The 16,062-nt window shown below is 33.9% G+C and carries 12 protein-coding genes and 2 pseudogenes; 8 read left to right on the forward strand and 6 right to left on the reverse strand.

The features are described from left to right. Positions 1-40: 40 nt before the first annotated feature. The 4 genes from hemL to ACZZZT_RS22840 all read right to left on the reverse strand — a co-directional run bounded on the left by hemL (position 41) and on the right by ACZZZT_RS22840 (position 3,562). Entirely contained in the window at positions 41-1,327 is a 1,287-nt protein-coding gene (gene hemL / locus ACZZZT_RS22825) for a glutamate-1-semialdehyde 2,1-aminomutase (RefSeq protein ID WP_463462055.1), read from the reverse strand. 97 nt (positions 1,328-1,424) lie between these two features. Next, positions 1,425-2,330: a glucosaminidase domain-containing protein gene (locus tag ACZZZT_RS22830; RefSeq protein ID WP_463462056.1), complete on the reverse strand. Its 906-nt coding sequence runs from the start codon at positions 2,328-2,330 to the stop codon at positions 1,425-1,427. After that, positions 2,323-3,219 carry a 1-aminocyclopropane-1-carboxylate deaminase/D-cysteine desulfhydrase gene (locus ACZZZT_RS22835; protein ID WP_463462057.1) on the reverse strand — a complete coding sequence of 299 codons (897 nt, stop codon included), beginning with the start codon at positions 3,217-3,219 and terminating at the stop codon, positions 2,323-2,325. The genes ACZZZT_RS22830 and ACZZZT_RS22835 overlap by 8 nt, the downstream gene beginning before the upstream one ends. A 7-nt stretch (positions 3,220-3,226) precedes the next feature. Continuing rightward, complete coding sequence (locus tag ACZZZT_RS22840) at positions 3,227-3,562, reverse strand: hypothetical protein (RefSeq protein ID WP_073397247.1); 336 nt, start codon at positions 3,560-3,562, stop codon at positions 3,227-3,229. A 114-nt stretch (positions 3,563-3,676) separates the two neighbouring features. On the opposite strand from ACZZZT_RS22840, the gene ACZZZT_RS22845 reads away from it, so the two are divergent. The 5 genes and pseudogenes from ACZZZT_RS22845 (at position 3,677) to ilvA (ending at position 9,651) form a co-directional block, all read left to right on the forward strand. Then, positions 3,677-3,859 (forward strand): DUF5522 domain-containing protein, encoded by a 183-nt coding sequence (locus tag ACZZZT_RS22845; protein ID WP_463462058.1) that lies wholly within the window; start codon positions 3,677-3,679, stop codon positions 3,857-3,859. Between the two features lie 125 nt (positions 3,860-3,984). Continuing rightward, positions 3,985-4,959, forward strand: a complete 975-nt coding sequence (locus ACZZZT_RS22850) for a 2-hydroxyacid dehydrogenase (protein WP_463462059.1) — start codon at positions 3,985-3,987, stop codon at positions 4,957-4,959. A 501-nt stretch (positions 4,960-5,460) separates the two neighbouring features. Continuing rightward, positions 5,461-7,436 (forward strand): annotated as a pseudogene (locus ACZZZT_RS22855) (urocanate hydratase). A 112-nt stretch (positions 7,437-7,548) separates the two neighbouring features. After that, complete coding sequence (locus ACZZZT_RS22860) at positions 7,549-8,088, forward strand: DUF4136 domain-containing protein (RefSeq protein ID WP_042564075.1); 540 nt, start codon at positions 7,549-7,551, stop codon at positions 8,086-8,088. A gap of 319 nt (positions 8,089-8,407) precedes the next feature. Continuing rightward, positions 8,408-9,651 (forward strand): annotated as a pseudogene (gene ilvA, locus ACZZZT_RS22865) (threonine ammonia-lyase IlvA). Between the two features lie 80 nt (positions 9,652-9,731). On the opposite strand, the gene ACZZZT_RS22870 reads toward ilvA, so the two are convergent. Beyond that, positions 9,732-11,876 carry an RICIN domain-containing protein gene (locus ACZZZT_RS22870; protein WP_463462060.1) on the reverse strand — a complete coding sequence of 715 codons (2,145 nt, stop codon included), beginning with the start codon at positions 11,874-11,876 and terminating at the stop codon, positions 9,732-9,734. Between the two features lie 395 nt (positions 11,877-12,271). Here ACZZZT_RS22870 and ACZZZT_RS22875 point away from each other — a divergent pair, with 395 nt between their 5' ends. The 3 genes from ACZZZT_RS22875 (at position 12,272) to ACZZZT_RS22885 (ending at position 15,103) form a co-directional block, all read left to right on the forward strand. After that, a complete protein-coding gene (locus ACZZZT_RS22875; protein ID WP_042563975.1) occupies positions 12,272-12,667 on the forward strand; it encodes a group III truncated hemoglobin in 396 nt (131 codons plus the stop codon). 96 nt (positions 12,668-12,763) lie between these two features. After that, complete coding sequence (locus ACZZZT_RS22880; protein ID WP_318806145.1) at positions 12,764-13,207, forward strand: hypothetical protein; 444 nt, start codon at positions 12,764-12,766, stop codon at positions 13,205-13,207. 129 nt (positions 13,208-13,336) lie between these two features. Next, positions 13,337-15,103, forward strand: a complete 1,767-nt coding sequence (locus ACZZZT_RS22885; protein WP_463462061.1) for an aromatic amino acid hydroxylase — start codon at positions 13,337-13,339, stop codon at positions 15,101-15,103. 276 nt (positions 15,104-15,379) lie between these two features. Here ACZZZT_RS22885 and ACZZZT_RS22890 read toward each other — a convergent pair whose 3' ends face one another. Further along, positions 15,380-16,009, reverse strand: coding sequence for a DUF4230 domain-containing protein (locus ACZZZT_RS22890; protein ID WP_042563973.1), 630 nt, complete (start codon positions 16,007-16,009; stop codon positions 15,380-15,382). Positions 16,010-16,062 lie beyond the last annotated feature (53 nt).

A 16,062-nucleotide genomic window follows, 5' to 3' on the forward strand; every position in this document is an offset into this window, starting at 1 on the left:
TGTTAAAGCCTCTTTTTTGATTTATTAAAATGTCTTTGAATTAAAACGTCTTTGAAACTTTATCAATTGCATTTATTGTAAAGTCTAAATCTTCATACGTTAATGCATCTGTTATAAACCAGGTTTCGTATGCAGATGGCGCGATATAAACACCTTCGTTTAATAATCCGTGGAAGAATTTCTTAAACGTTTCATTGTCTCCTTTTGCAGCGGTTTGAAAATCGACAACCGGATTTGCATCAAAATGTACCGAAATCATAGAACCTACTCTATTGATGGTAAAAACAATATTATTTGCTTTTAAAACTTTATCAATTCCTGCTTCCAGATAAGCTGTTTTTTCTTCTAAACGGGTAAAAACCTCAGGGTCATTATTTAATGATTGCAACATTGCCAATCCTGCGGCCATTGCCAACGGATTTCCAGACAATGTTCCTGCCTGATAAACTGGTCCAAGCGGTGCAAGATAATTCATGATTTCTTCGCGGGCAGCAAAAGCGCCAACAGGCAAACCTCCACCAATCACTTTTCCGAAAGTAACGATATCAGCATTGATATTATACAATTCCTGAACTCCGCCACGAGCCAAACGGAAACCTGTCATTACCTCATCAAAAATTAATAAAATTCCGTTTGCGGTACACAAATCTCTTAAGCCTTGCAAGAAACCTTTTTGAGGTGGAATACATCCCATATTTCCGGCAACCGGCTCAATTATAATTGCTGCGATTTCGTTTTTATTGGCTTCGATTAAAGTTTTTACATTCTCTAAATCATTGTATTTTGCCAACAAAGTATCCTTTGCAGTTCCTTCTGTAACACCCGGACTATTTGGTGATCCAAAAGTTACGGCTCCACTCCCAGCCTGAATCAAAAATGAATCAGAATGTCCGTGATAACAGCCTGCAAATTTGATGATTTTATCTCTTTTTGTAAATCCGCGAGCCAAACGAATCGCGCTCATACAAGCTTCTGTACCTGAATTTACAAATCTTATTTTATCAATATTCGGAACCATAGAAACAGCCAAAGCAGCGATTTGAGTTTCTAATTCTGTTGGCATCCCAAATGAGGTTCCCAGTTTTGCTTTTTCGATTACGGCATCAACAACGGGCTGATACGCATGACCCAAAACCATTGGTCCCCAAGAGTTGATATAATCTATTAATTTATTTCCGTCTTCATCATACAAATAAGCCCCTTTGGCACTTTTTACAAAAATAGGAGTTCCTCCAACCGCTTTAAAAGCACGAACTGGCGAATTTACTCCTCCCGGAATTACTTTTTCTGCTTCAGCAAAAAGCTGACTACTTCTTTTATAGATCATTTTTATTTTAGATTTTTAGATTTTAGATCGTTAGACTTCTTAGATTTTTGAAGCAGACTAATCCAATATCTATTTGTATTTTTTGATTTTATATAATTTATTTCACTTTCAACTTCTGTCCAATTGAAAGTGCGTTGTCTGAAAGATTATTTTTTCTCTTCAAATCATCAACCAATAAATTGAATTTTTTTGAAATCGAATATAATGTATCTCCTTGTTGCACTTCGTATAAATTGGGATCGTCTGAATTTGAATTAGAATTTTTGGTTGATCCTGAACTCGTTTTAGTTGAAGTTGAACTCGCAACTGATTTATCAAAAGGTTTGTAATTTTTTCCCGTCACCTGACAATCGTATTGATGTAGATTATAACGCTCAATATAACTTATTAATTTATCCGGATAATTAGGATCTGTCGCATATCCCGCAGCTCTTAAACCTTTGGCCCAGGCTTTATAATCGTCTTTTTCGTAAGTAAATAAAGTTGCATATCTGTTTTTTCCAACCAAAAATAAGGCGTGGTCTTTATAAGATTCTGAAGCTTCTGTATATTTCCTGAAACATTCCTGAGAGGAATCATCATCATGCCGAACACTTTCTCCCAACCAGTCTTTATGGCATTTTATTCCGAAATGATTATTCGCTTCCATTGCTAAATCGCCTTTCCCGGCTCCCGATTCTAAAATTCCCTGCGCCAGGATAATACTTGCCGGAATGCCATATTTCTGCATATTTCCCATTGCAATATCTTTGTATTGCAAAACATAATCGGTAATTACATTGCTGGTTACAACTGTTTTTGAAGTAGACTGAATAACCTCAGTTGTATTATTTGTAGTTGGATATTTTTTTACAGTTGGTCTTGAATCGGTCGTTTTTTTAGTAGTCGCCACCCTCGGTTTCTGCACTGACGTTGCTTTTTTAGTTGTTGCAATCGCCGGTTTACTCGAAGAACAACTTGCCAAAGCTGCTATTATAAAGAGTATTATAATTTTTTTAAACATTCGTTTTGAGTATTGGTAATTTCTTCTGCTTCAATTTTAAATTCATTCCTTCAATTCCCTGCAATCCGCCTGTGTGAATGAGTAAAATTTTTGAATGCGGAGGAAAATATTTTTTAGAGATTAAATCTATAACGCCAAAAAACATCTTTCCTGTATAAATTGGATCTAAGGGCACTTTATTTTCGTCAAAAAAAGCATTAATAAATTCAATTAATTCTAAATTTATCTTGCCATAACCTCCAAAATGATAGTCAGAAATTAATTCCCAGTTATCTTTTTGTGCAAAAATACGAATTTCATCGATTAAAAAGTCACCTTTTAACGCCGGAAACCCTAAAATTTTCTGATTTGGCAATGCACTATTTATTAGTCCCGAAATAGTTCCGCCCGTTCCAACCGCACAGCAAACGTAATTAAAAACCGCATCTTCATCTGTCAAAATCTCTTCACAACCTTTTACGGCAAGTTCATTTGTGCCGCCTTCAGGAACTAAATAAAAATCACCAAACTTCTTTTTTAATTTTTCTATAAAGGAAATTTCACTTTTGTTTCGATAATTTTCTCTCGAAACAAACTCAAATTCCATTCCGTTTTCCTGAGCAAATTTTAGGGTCGGGTTTTCTTCAATTTTATCAAAAAGTTCATCACCCCGAATAATTCCAATAGTTTTAATACCCCGCTCTTTTCCCGCATAAGCAACCGCAGCGATATGATTCGAAAAAGCACCGCCAAAAGTTAGTAAAGTGGTTTTGTTTTCGGCTTTCGCCTGAAGTAAATTGTATTTTAATTTTCTTAATTTATTCCCTGAAATAAACGGATGATTTAAGTCTTCGCGCTTTATTGTCAAAGAAATATCATTAGGAAAATTGATATTGATATTCTGGTTCAAAATGGATTTATTTTAATTTGATGTATTTTAGAAACTGAAAAAAAGATCGGTTTTTCAAATAGTTTAAATCGGTTTCTTTTGCGTAAGCTTCTCTTTCAAAACTAATATTTCGATAAGCCAAATCCTTGTTTTTATACTGAATTAAGCGGAATAAATATTCCAGGAAATACCATATAAAAAAAGGTAGAATCAGCATTTCTTTTTGTTGTTTCAAATGGATTTTTTCATGGTTCACAAAAATCTTATTTACTTTATCCAAATCATATTTCATCAATACAAACGGAAACACAGCCATTCCGCGATATCCTTTCGGAATTAAATATTTAGCAACAATCAGAAACATTAGCTGTAAAGTTTATAAATTTGTGGATATAAAATTATGAGATTTCATTAAAATCATAATCAATTATTTATTTTTGATTTTTAAAGAAATAAAAATACAACCGAAAGCAGATTTATGAAAGAGCAAAGTAATGAAAATAAATTAATCGAAGGTGAAGATTTTTACTATACGCCCGAAGGTTATAAATGCTTTACAGAAAAACACCATTTAAAACGTGGTTATTGCTGTAAAAGCGGCTGCCGTCATTGTCCTTACGGGTTTGATAAAAATACAGGACAAATCAGGAAAACGAATTAGATAATGTGCCAATTTGATAATTATTAAAAGAGAATTTTAAATTAAACTAACCTCATTAAAGATAGATATGATTTTCAACTTCAAAAAAATCTAAGAAGTCTAACTATCTAAAAATCTAAACAAAAATGAACGTTTTTATAAATAAAAATATACCAGAGGCCGGCATTGTATTACTTCGGGAAAAAGGCATCAATCTTACCATAAATCCAACTGAGAATGTATTATCAAGAGATGAATTCATCAAAATCTGTCAGGAAAATGATGCGCTTCTTAATGTTGGAACCAATAATTTTGATGAAGATTTTTTTCAGCAATGCCCTAATTTAAAAGGTATCGCTTTGTTTTCTGTTGGATTTGATGCTGTGAATATTTCATCAGCAAATAGTCGAAAAATTCCTGTTGGAAACACGCCTGATGTTTTAAGCAGAGCAACTTCGGATATTGCTTTTTTATTGATGCAAAGCGTTGCCCGAAAGTCATTTTACAATCATAAAAAAATTATAAACGGAGAATGGGGAAGTTTTAATCCTTTGGCAAATTTAGGACAAGAACTCTACGGCAAAACACTCGGGATATTCGGTTTGGGAAGAATTGGTTTTGAAATGGCCCAAAAATGCAAAGCCGCTTTCGGAATGAATATTATTTACCACAATCGTTCTCATAACGAAAATGCCGAAAATGAGCTTAATGCGGAGTTGGTAGATTTTGAAACTTTACTTGCAAAAAGTGATGTTTTGAGCGTTCATTCTAATTATACAGAAGAAAATAACGAACTTTTTAATAAAAGTACTTTTGCAAAAATGAAACCTAGTTCTATTTTCATCAACACAGCAAGAGGAAAATTCCATAATGAAGACGATTTGTTTCATGCCCTGACCAATAATATAATCTGGGGCGCGGGACTTGACGTTACTAATCCGGAACCCATGAAAAAAGACAATCCTTTATTATCATTGCCAAATTGTTGTATTTTGCCACATATTGGTTCCGCAACATACGAAGCCAGAAATGCAATGGCAGTTTGCGCCGCACAAAATATAATAGCACTTTTTGAAAATAAAAAAATGCCATTTTGTGTTAATGAAGAAGTTTATTTTTAATTAGAAAATCTAAAATCATCAATCTAAAATCTAAAATTACATATGGATATTCGCTCAAGAAAATTTAGGATTAGGATCTACAAATCCTATCATAGGTCGGATATTCGTTATCCCTAGTTTATAATTAGAAAATGTGTCAATTTGATGATTAGATAATTATTTTCAGGTTGAATATTGATAGATATTTCGCTCCAATGGAGCTTTATTAATTAACGCATATTATTTTCTATAAATATAACGCCTTTCCAAGGCTAACTCCAGAGGAGTGAAATATTTATAGAAATACAATTAGCATTCAGAATTTTAGCCCCAGCGGGGCGTCATAATTAAACATACAATAATTTCAGATGTTGAATCTTACGTTTTGCTAAAATCTAAAATCAACAATCTAAAACTTTAGTCCAGCGGAGCGACATAATAAAAAAACAAATTAATCTGTTGTTAATCTAACTAAAATATCTTAGTAACTTAGAATCTTAGCAACTTAGCACCTTTAAAAAAATGACTTTCAAAGAAGAAATACAACAGGGAATTCCAACGATATTACCTCCAAAAAGAGAATACGATTTAGCAATTAATCACGCGCCAAAACGAAAAGAAATTCTTTCGGCAGAAGAAAAAAACTGGCTCTAAAAAATGCATTACGTTATTTCGAAGCCAAACATCACGCTGAGTTAATTCAGGAATTTTCAGAAGAATTAGAAAAATACGGACGTATTTATATGTATCGTCTTCGTCCTGATTACAGAATGTACGCGCGGCCAATCGACGAATATCCTGGAAAATCATTGCAGGCAAAAGCGATTATGCACATGATTCAAAATAATCTGGATTATGCCGTGGCGCAGCATCCGCATGAATTGATTACGTATGGCGGAAACGGAGCTGTTTTTCAGAACTGGGCGCAATATTTATTAACCATGCAGTATTTGTCTGAAATGACAGATGAGCAGACTTTAACGATGTATTCAGGGCATCCGATGGGATTATTTCCTTCACATGCTGAAGCGCCAAGAGTTGTGGTTACCAACGGAATGGTTATCCCGAATTACTCAAAACCGGACGATTGGGAAAAAATGAATGCGCTTGGCGTTTCTCAATACGGACAAATGACCGCAGGAAGTTATATGTATATTGGCCCACAGGGAATTGTACATGGAACGACGATTACGGTTTTGAATGGTTTCAGAAAAATAAAATTAAATCCTGAAGGAAATCTTTTTGTGACTTCTGGACTTGGCGGAATGTCTGGCGCGCAGCCAAAAGCCGGAAATATTGCAGGTTGTATTACGGTCTGCGCCGAAGTAAATCCGAAGATTACCAAAATTCGTCACGAACAAGGCTGGATTAACGAAATTGTAACTTCGACAGAAGAATTAGTCAAAAGAGTAAATTCGGCGAAAGCCAATAAAGAAGTGGTTTCGATTGCTTATTTAGGAAATGTAGTTGATGTTTGGGAATGTTTCGACAAAGAAAACATCAAAATAGATTTGGGATCTGATCAGACTTCATTGCATAATCCTTGGGCTGGCGGTTATTATCCTGTTGGAATTTCTTTCGAAGAAGCCAACGAAATGATGGCCAATAATCCTGGTTTATTCAAAGAAAAAGTTCAGGAATCGTTACGTCGTCAAGCGAAAGCAATAAATAAACATACTGCAAAAGGAACATACTTTTTCGATTATGGAAATGCTTTTTTATTAGAAGCTTCACGCGCCGGTGCTGATGTAATGGCTGAAAATAATATCGATTTTAAATATCCAAGTTATGTGCAGGATATTATGGGACCAATGTGTTTTGATTATGGCTTTGGACCTTTTAGATGGGTCTGTACATCTGGAAAACCGGAAGATTTACAAAAAACCGATACTATTGCAAGTCAGGTTTTAGAAGAATTAGCGAAAACTTCTCCAAATGAAATTCAGCAGCAAATGCAGGATAATATTAAATGGATCAAAGGCGCACAGGAAAATAAATTGGTTGTGGGTTCCCAAGCCAGAATTCTGTATGCCGATGCCGAGGGTAGAATTAAAATTGCCGAAGCTTTTAATCAGGCGATTGCAAAAGGCGAAATTGGAACTGTTGTTTTAGGCCGCGATCATCACGACGTTTCAGGAACGGATTCTCCTTACAGAGAGACTTCTAATATTTATGACGGTTCTCGTTTTACGGCAGATATGGCGATTCAAAACGTGATTGGCGACAGCTTTAGAGGCGCAACCTGGGTATCAATTCATAACGGCGGCGGAGTTGGCTGGGGAGAGGTTATAAACGGCGGATTTGGTATGGTTCTTGATGGTTCTAAAGAGGCTTCAAGACGTTTAGCATCAATGCTTTTCTGGGATGTTAACAACGGAATTTCAAGACGAAGCTGGGCAAGAAATGACGAAGCTATTTTTGCCATAAAAAGAGCTATGGAAGTTCAGCCTTTATTAAAAGTAACTTTGCCTAATATAGTCGACGAAAGTTTATTTTAATTATAATGTCATCCTGAGCGGAGTCGAAGGCTAAGAAGTTCAAAAGGGCTTCTCCCGAAATTTCGGGACGCTCAGCCTGACAAAGAAAATGAGAACATTAAAATTTAATTATATGAAAACATTCAAATTAGTACCCGTTTTTTTGCTTTTAATATTAGCCTCCTGCAGCACTGTTAGTGTTTATTCTGATTACGACAAAAACGTAGATTTTGCGCCTTATAAAACGTATGCTTTTTTTAAGCCGGGAATTGACAAGGTTGAAATTTCTGATTTGGATAAAAGACGAATTCTTCACGCAATAGATACTGAAATGCAGGCAAAAGGTTTTACCAAAAGCGAAAATCCTGATTTATTAGTAAACATTTTTACTAAATCAAGAGAGCAAGTAAATGTAAACCAGTTTAGCGCGGGCTGGGGTTACGGCTGGGGCTGGGGCTGGAATCCATATATGATGTATGGAGGAAACCAAACTACAGTTTCTACCTCTACAGAAGGAACTTTATACATCGATTTAATCGATGCCAAAAAGAAAGAAATGATCTGGCAAGGTGAAGGAATTGGAACCTTAACTAAAAACATTGATAAAAAAGATGCCAGAATACAAGAAATTGTAAGCAAGGTTTTGGCTCAATATCCACCTGTTAAGAAGTAAGTTTTTCAGTCACAGTTCATCAGTTTTTGTAAAAACTAAAAACAGAGATTGAGTATTTCAAAAAATAATTAATACATTTGTTATTCAGACAACAAAAAAATGACAAACTTTAGTAACATTATTATCGCTATTATCAGCATTATTGCAATTCAGCAATGATGGCGAGGTGTTATATAAAAAAGTAAACAAATACAATTTATGAAACCTCCCAATCGGGAGGTTTTTTTATTTAATGATTTTTTGCCACAGATTTCACTGATTCTCACAGATTAATCTTTTAAATCATTTAATCTGTGGCAAAATAAAAAAACAAGACAACATGACTTTATTTAACGAAGTAATCAACGCAAAAAAACAGCTCGAAAATGTAGTTGCCGCTACTCCGCTCACACAAAATTTAAATCTTTCAGATGAATTTAAATCAACTATTTTATTAAAAAGAGAAGATTTGCAAATTGTTCGTTCGTATAAAATTCGGGGTGCTTATAACAAAATTTCTTCGTTGAAAGATTCAGAAAAAGCAACCGGAATTGTTTGTGCCAGCGCCGGAAATCATGCACAGGGCGTTGCTTATTCCTGTAATTTACTGCAGATAAAAGGCAAAATTTACATGCCAAAAACTACTCCGAAACAAAAGTAAAACAAGTACAATTATTCGGAAAATCTTTTGTTGAAATTGTACTTACAGGAGATACTTTTGATGATGCTTACGCTTCGGCAACGGCAGATGCTATTAAAAATCATAAAACTTTCATTCATCCTTTTGATGATTTAAAAGTTATTGCAGGTCAAGGAACTGTTGGGTTAGAAATCTTAGATAGCTATAAAGAACATATTGATTATGTTTTTGTGCCCATTGGCGGTGGCGGACTTGCGTCTGGATTATCTGAAGTTTTTAAACATTTAAGTCCGAATACAAAAATTATTGGGGTTGAACCAAAAGGTGCACCTTCGATGAAAACTTCTATCGATCAAAATAAAAACACAGCTTTAACCACAATTGATAAATTTGTTGATGGTGCTGCCGTAAAACAAGTTGGCGACATGACTTTTGATATCTGCAGAAATAATTTAGACGATATTATTTTGGTTCCCGAAGGAAAAGTCTGCACGACAATTTTGCGTTTGTATAATGAAGAAGCAATGGTTGTTGAACCAGCAGGAGCTTTAACAATTGCTGCCTTGGATTTTTATAAAGATAAAATAAAAGGTAAAAAAGTAGTTTGTGTTGTTAGCGGAAGTAATAATGATATTGAGAGAACTGCTGAAATAAAAGAACGTTCTTTACTTTACGAAGGTTTAATGCACTATTTTATGATTCAGTTTCCGCAGCGTCCGGGTGCATTGAAAGAATTCGTAAACAATATTTTAGGCCCTGATGATGACATTACTTATTTTCAATTTCATAAAAAAAACAATCGCGAAGTAGGTTCTGTAGTGGTTGGTTTAGAATTGAAAAAGAAAAAAGACATTATGAATATTAAATTAAATATGACCAAAAACGGATTTGAGTTTCAATATTTGAATGACAATCAGGATTTGTTTACACAATTAATTGGCTAAAAAACAAAAGGCTGCCTGAAATTACTATCAGACAGCCTTTAAACTCAATATAAAATTACTAATTGAATCCAAAAATTAAATTATTGTTTTACAACTTTTTTAGAATAAGAACCTTTACTATCCGTAACTTTTACAATGTAAAGTCCTTTTGGTAATTTTGAAATTTCAATTTCAGCATCATTTCCATTTACAAAATCAAGAGTTCTTTTTAAAAGATTTTGACCGGTAACCGAGTAAATCTCAACACCGCCAGAACCAGAATTTGGTGTGTTTATTTTTAAATAATCATTGGTTGAATTGATATAAATTGAAAGATCTGACTGAGAATTAAGTTCTTCTGCAGCAGCTTTTTTAGCTGTTGATTCAACCTGCACAAATTGCCATTGCTGATTTAATCCGCCAGTATAACTCCAAACCTGAATATTGGCCCCGTTTGCAGTAGAAACATTTTCGACATCAAGAGATTTTCCACTATTTAAATTAATGATTTTATAATAACCTCCGCCAAGACTTGTAACTGTCCATTTGAATTCGTTAGAAGCAGAAAATGTTTTTTGCTGTACTTTTAATCCATCTGCCGTTCCGTTGTTTTCAACCGCCAGATACATTCCTGTCGATTTTACAATGATGTAATAGTTTCCACTTCCGTCAGAAACAAATTTCCAACGCTGATTATTTCCTCCGCCATTTGTAATATCATATTGCTGAATACGGCTTCCGCTTGTTGTAGCATTATCTGCAACATCCAAACCTTTGTTACTATTTCTTGAAATAATATTGTAATATCCCGGAAAACTTTCAACCGGAGGATTACCTGATCCCCAATTGAATGTTACAGCAGATGTTGCAGGCACAGAATAATTAAACGCCGATGATCCCGAAACCACTTTTATTGTATTTGCTGATCCGCTTGAATTATATACAACAAGAGAAATCGAACCATCAGGATTTTTAAATCCAACTGAAAAAATACTTCCGTTTGTACTTGAAGAATTAATTCGTAAAGCGCCCGGTTTTACAAATTTTGAAATTTGACCAATAATATAAAACGCTACATTTTTAGTATAACTTGTACTATTGTTTATTGTAATTGCACCCAAACAAGTTGAACATCCGCCCGGGGTTCTTGGTCCCAATGCTGAGTTATTTGCTGCATTCCATTCCAGAACTGTTTTTGACCAATTGTTTGTACTGCCAATCACTACATTTTGCATGTGCCAGCCAAAATCTCCGCTAAAACTTCCTCCCGATCCTGTGTATTGTTCTGTAAAATATACGTTTTTATTGGTTGCATTTCGTACTGTTGACATTGCTGAAATATTTCCTAAATACAAGTGAAATGCCGCGCCATCAACATAACCACTGTTATTTAAAACATCAATAGGATAAGCTGTATTATCGCAATTATGATCAAAAGCAATAATTTTTATGTTTCCGTAACCAGCCGCTGCCATTTGCGGACCAAGTTGATTATTGATAAAATTCTTTTGTTCAGTAGAATTCATCAGCATACTTGGTTCGTTATTTGGATTTTCAGGTTCGTTTTGAGGTGTGATTCCCCAAATTGAAATTCCCTGCGCCTGCATTGCATCAAAGTATTTTACGAAATATCTGGCATACGCTGCATAATATTGTGTTTGTAAACTTCCGCCAACCCAGGAATTATTTGTTTTCATCCAACGAGGAGCTGACCACGGAGTTGCTAATATTTTAATGTTCGGATTAATTAATTTTATCTTTTTTATAATGGGAATTAAATAGGTTAAATCCGGTCCGTTAAGACTAAAATTATTCATATTAACATCGCCAGAAGTTTCGTTATAACTATAAGAAGAACTGCTTAAATCTGAAGCTCCTATACTAATACGAACTACACTTGCGTTTAATCCGGTAGTGGGATTATACAAATCATTTAATAATTGATTTTGCTGAGTGGCCGCCATTCCGCTAATCACTTCGCAGCTTCCTTCCGTAAGTGTGTAACCAAACCCGTCCATAGTTTGATAGGTTGTTGATGGATTTACAGTAACCGTTGAAGGATTTGAGCCTGAATTGGTTCCAAAGTTTACGGTACTTTGTTGCTGTAATAATTTCGTTTGATCGCCTGAGGTTATCCACGGCGTAACGGTCTGTGCATTTGTCTTACTAATTAGTGAAGTCATAATAATGCAAAACATTAGCATAAACTTCATTCGGTTTTGTGGTTTTTGGGTAATTTTGTTCATAGTTTTGAGGTTTTAGATAATTAAATTTTTCTTATTTTTTAAGATTAATTTTATTAATTCACATCAATATTATGATATTTTTAATTAAAATGATATTTTTCCTACATTACAAATACACATCATTTTGAAATTTAAACCTTACAAAAACTTATCTATATTTTTCACAAATTATTGATTTTAAATACTTTAATTTAATTAAAAAACATAAAAACCTTACTTTTAGAATTCAAATAATCATAAAATGATAAAATCAACGTAAAACTCTATATTACCTTATCTGTCAATCATTATTTTATCTTCTGTTTGACAAAATAAATAATTATGTAAATGATAAATATCAGAAATTATAAATCAGCAGATATCGTATTTTTGCAATTCATTTTATAATAGAAAACATGACAACTCTTAAAGATATTTCAAACATAGAAGACATAAAATTAATGGTCGATTCTTTTTATGATAACATTAGAAAGGATGAACTTTTGGGGCCAATTTTTAATGATAAATTACAAGATCGCTGGCCTGTGCATTTGCAAAAAATGTATGGTTTTTGGCAAACAATTTTATTTGATGTCCGCGCTTATTCAGGAACTCCTTTCCCGCCACATAAGCAATTACCGGTAGACAAAACACATTTTGACCGCTGGATTCAACTTTTTAATACTACAATTGATTCTCAATTTTCAGGACCAATTACAGAAGAAGCCAAAATGAGAGCAGCAAATATGGCTTATATGTTCAATCACAAAATCGAGTATTTCAGAAATGCCGAAAATGAGTTAAAAAAGTAAATAACCAATTAGATTTGGATTACCGTTTTTATTAAATAAATTTGATCAGCAAAATTGCTATTAAAAACCAAATCAAAACAAATCCAATTCTTAATCATGAAAAAGACAATTCTGTTTTTTATAATCTGCTTTTCCTTTTTAAATCATCTAAATGCACAAACAGCCCCTATCTTTAATTTGTACAAAGGCACTGTCGACGCAAAAATTCCCGTAACATTTTATATTAAAACAGAAGAAAACCCATGCACGGCAGATCTAATGTATACCGCCATGTATCGTTATGACAAATCAGGAAGCTGGATTCAGTTAAACATTACACAAAATGTAAAAATCGAAAATCAATTCGTTTTCGTAGAACATGGTTTTAGCGGTGTAATGATTTTAAAGAAAACCGGAAACACTTTTACTGGTTTATGGATTAGTCCCGACACAAAAAAACAATTGAAAATTGATGTAAAAGAAGCTTCGATGACAAAAAAGGAAATCGAAAAATATGAAAAAACACTGGAGAAAGTGAATTATGAAAATAATGACTGTTAAAATCATTTGTCTTCAAAATCAATAAAAATGCAATAAAAGTTGCTTTCGAATAAAAATATTGTGATGAACAGCAAAAATTAGCGAGCTAAATTCGTAATTTTACATTCTTAATCTACAACGTTTTCGAAAATGAATGCATCTATAGAAACAAATCCGTTATTAGAAAGATTGCCAAAACATTTAAAGCAATTTATTAAACCTCAAGATTATAGTGATTACACGCCAATTAATCAGGCGGTTTGGCGATATGTAATGCGCAAAAATGTAGATTATTTATCGAAAGTTGCACACCATTCTTATTTAGATGGTTTGAAAAAAACCGGAATCGAAATTAATTCTATTCCGAGTATGTACGGCATGAACCGAATCCTGACTGAAATTGGCTGGGCTGCCGTTGCGGTTGACGGATTTATTCCGCCAAATGCATTTATGGAGTTTCAGGCTTATAATGTTTTGGTTATTGCTTCAGATATTCGTCAGCTTGAACATATTGAATATACGCCTGCTCCGGATATCATTCACGAAGGTGCCGGCCACGCTCCTATTATTGCGAATCCGGAATATGCAGAATATTTGCGCCGTTTTGGTGAAATTGGCTGTAAAGCAATTTCATCTCACAAAGATTATCAAATGTATGAAGCAATTCGTTTACTTTCGATTTTGAAAGAAGCTGAAGATACGCCTCAGGAAAAAATCGATGCTGCCGAAAAAGCGGTTGCCGATTTACAAAATAATATGGGTGAATTGTCTGAAATGGCTCAAATTAGAAACTTACATTGGTGGACTGTTGAATATGGTTTAATTGGAACTGTCGAAAACCCAAAAATATACGGCGCGGGATTACTTTCGTCAATTGGTGAAAGTGCCTGGTGTATGACGGATAATGTGAAGAAAATCCCTTATAATATTTCGGCAGCAAATCAGAATTTTGATATTACACAGTTGCAACCTCAACTTTATGTAACGCCAAATTTTTCTTATTTGAGTTTGATTTTAGAGGAATTTGCAAATAAAATGGCTTTAAGAACCGGAGGACTTTCGGGAATAAAAAAGCTGGTTCAATCGAATGCTTTAGGAACAATTGAATTGAGTACAGGTTTGCAAATTTCAGGCGTTTTTACGAATGTAATTGAAGAAGAAGGAAAACCCGTTTACATTCAAACTACTGGAAAAACCGCTTTATCGTATCGTGAAAAAGAATTAGTTGGTCACGGAACTTTAACACATCCAGAAGGATTTGGAAGTCCGATTGGAAAACTAAAAGGCTTCAATTTAGCGATTGAAGACATGAGTCCGAAGGATTTGCAAGCGTATAGTATTGTCGAGAATGAAACTGTAAAACTAGAATTTGAAGGTAATATTATTGTTGAAGGCGAAATCATAACCGGTTCCAGAAATTTACACGGAGAAATTATCTTAATCAGTTTTAGAAATTGTACAGTAACGCATGGCGAAACTATTTTGTTTCAGCCAGAATGGGGAAATTATGATATGGCAATTGGTAAAAAAGTAGTTTCTGCTTTTTCCGGTCCAGCCGATGTAAATAGTTTTGACCTTATTAATAATGTTCCGAAAACTACCACTATAAAAGCAAAACATACAGACGAGCGTGATGATTTAGAAGTTTTATATCAAACAGTTCGTATGATTAGAGAAAACAAAGATTCTAAATCTGAACTGAAATCTGTTTTTGAAAAACTGAAACACAATCATCAAAACGATTGGTTGCTTTCTGTCGAAATTACTGAACTTTTAAAAGATTCTGAAGAAAAACAACTTTTGCAGGAAGTCTTGGTTTATTTGGATCAACTAAAAGAAAAACGTCCTGAAGTCGCGCATTTAATTGCGGGTGGATTGGATTTGATTTTTGATAGTTCTTTGCCACAAAGGCACTAAGGCGCAAAGTTTTTTTGTTATTGCGGAAATTTTGCCCACGGATTTTACTGATTTAAATCGATGAACGCAGATTGATTTCTCAAAGAAAGCAATAAAATACAAGCTTTTGTCATTTCGACGGAGGAGAAATCGCACTAGTAATTCCGCAAAAAATATTGTCAATCTTTGTCGAGTTTCGTGTGTGATTTCTCCTCCGTCGAAATGACAAACAGTATATTAATGAACAATTATCTTAACAAAAAACTTTGCGCCTTAGTGCCTTCGTGGCAAATCAAATTACAATTTCAAATCTTCGTTAAAATCTTTGTCAGATTCTATTGTTTTTCCGTTGTATTGTAGTTTCCAACCCATAGAATTTGTTAAAATCAATATCTTAGATAATTCGCTGATTAACCTATTTTGGGCATTACTTTTAAGTGAAGATTTATCGATTTTTTTAGCCAGATTCGCTTTTACCGATTTATTGATTTTGTTGTAATCATCTCCCGTAAAAGGATTTAGTTTGCTTTGTTCGACATCATAAAACTGAATATCGGGATTGATGGTAATTTCTTCTTTGGGAATATTTAAAATCGTAATGGTTTTGTTTTTTTCGTCGATATCGTATTTCATTTTATGCAAATCGTAGGCAACGGTAACATTTGCATTTACAACAACTAATGCTTTCTTCTCAAAAGAAACCATATCCATTAAATATTTCTGTTGATTTTTATAGGTGATCACTTCTGAGAAATGTCCTTCGGTGACAACTAACTTTCCAACATTAAGAATTTGCTGCTGAATAAGATTGGTATTATAATCGATTGTAGAATCGTCGTCTTTTTTGAACTGACAATATTTGAAAGCCAAAACAACCAAAAGCACGACCGAACCTAAAACTATAATCCTTTTTATTAAATTTTGCATTCTATTAATTTATTAGACCAATTTACAAAATGTGAATTAAAGTTTGCCACGAA

The sequence above is a fragment of the Flavobacterium sp. AC274 genome (genome assembly GCF_979258275.1).